Annotated in this window: 2 protein-coding genes; both read right to left on the reverse strand. The window is 51.4% G+C overall.

Annotation, left to right across the window (positions count from 1 at the left end):
• Positions 1-188 precede the first annotated feature (188 nt).
• Positions 189-902, reverse strand: a complete 714-nt coding sequence (locus tag BM152_RS18715) for a sugar transferase (protein ID WP_231730583.1) — start codon at positions 900-902, stop codon at positions 189-191.
• 138 nt (positions 903-1,040) lie between these two features.
• A partial coding sequence (locus tag BM152_RS18720; protein ID WP_244524900.1) for a UTP--glucose-1-phosphate uridylyltransferase occupies positions 1,041-1,610 on the reverse strand: 570 nt, incomplete at its 5' end.

The raw sequence follows: 1,610 nt of genomic DNA on the forward strand, positions 1-1,610 counted from the left end.
CAAGCTGCGGCCACTTTGAAAACGCCGACACCAATGCGGCAAAGGTGATCTTGCGTCGGAACACGGCGCCTATGCTCGTGGAGGAAGGCCATAGGATCTCCGTGGAAGCGAGAACTATCGGTGAGGCAAAGAGCCAAACCGGAAATCTCCGGCCTTCAGGCCGGGGAAGATGTTAAACGACTTAAATATCAGTGTCCCGTAGATTTGAGTACAACAGTAAATGTACGCAGGATCAGAGCCAAATCCGTCAGAAAGCTTAGCTTCCGGTGATAAAAATTATCATAACGGACCCGAGCTGCGAAACTGCTTTCGCCGCGCCCAGACACTTGCCAGGGGCCAGTCAAACCAGGCCGCATCTTGAAATATGCTGAGCCTTTTGCAGCCTCGTAGAGTACCTGCTGACTGGGCATAAAGGGACGCGGACCAACAAAGCTCATATCACCTTTGAAAATGTTAAGGAGCTGAGGCAATTCGTCGAGAGAAGTCTTGCGAATAAAATGGCCGACCTTTGTGATCCGCGGATCATGCCGCAGTTTTTGATAGGTTTCCCACTCCGCTGCGATTTCTGGATTTTCCTGGCACAGTTTCACCAGAAACTCGTCGGCATTCACCCTCATTGAGCGCAACTTATAAAACTGGAACACCTTGCCGTTTCGCCCAACTCGCCTTTGGGCATAAAAAGCAGGACCTCCATCGAACTTCACCACTATAGCCAAGACTAAAATGACGGGCACAACGAAAGGGCAAACCAACAGCAGAAACAATATATCAAAACTACGCTTACCAACCGCTCGATAAAAAGAAAATCTAGGCATCGCCTCGCGAGAGCTTTCAGCTCTCTCGGCGCGAGCGGCCAAAGTCGCATTTGCAAAATTCTGAGACGTTTTTGAAAGATAAGACATACCAAACTCGGATAAGTTGTTTTTCTATTCGCGTGCTATCTACGGTTAGGCCCCATCACAACCTTTGTATGTTTGATACATTCCTTTGTTGCCTCAACAATATACAGCGACAATCACAAATTTCGACATCATCAAACCTTACTGGGCAGCAGTACGCTCAGCCGAAAGCGCGTCGATAAACTCCTGAAGCTCACCGCGCAAGTCATCTCGCGACAGGCCAAAGGAAATGGTCGCCTGAAGGAAGCCTGCTTTCGAACCACAATCGAAACGCTGACCTTTAAACCGGTATCCGTAAACACCGCGCTCCGTGCCGATTTCATCCGCAATCGCGTCGGTGAGCTGGATTTCACCGCCGGCACCGGTCTTCATCGTATGCAGATTCTTCATCACCGACGGGTCAAGAATGTAACGACCGATCACAGCAAGGTTGGATGGCTCTGTCCCCGGCGCAGGTTTTTCCACCATGCCTTTGGCGGACACGGTGTTGCCCATGTCCTTGTCCACATCGAGAACCCCATAGGAGGACACTTTGTCCGCCGGAACTTCCATCGCGGCAACCATAGAGCCGCTGCCGCCGAGTTCTTCGTAGGCCTCAACCATCTGTTGTAGACAGGGTTTCTCCGCCGCGATCACATCGTCGGGCAGGATAACCGCAAAAGGTTCTTTCGGGTCCAGAAGGCGACGTGCGCACCAGACCGCATGACCGAG

The organism is Celeribacter halophilus (assembly GCF_900114135.1).
Classification (GTDB): domain Bacteria; phylum Pseudomonadota; class Alphaproteobacteria; order Rhodobacterales; family Rhodobacteraceae; genus Celeribacter; species Celeribacter halophilus.

Excerpts from the sequence above, each read along its gene's own strand:
- BM152_RS18715 (WP_231730583.1), bottom strand. The coding sequence starts at position 902 with ATGTCTTATCTTTCAAAAACGTCTCAGAATTTTGCAAATGCGACTTTG.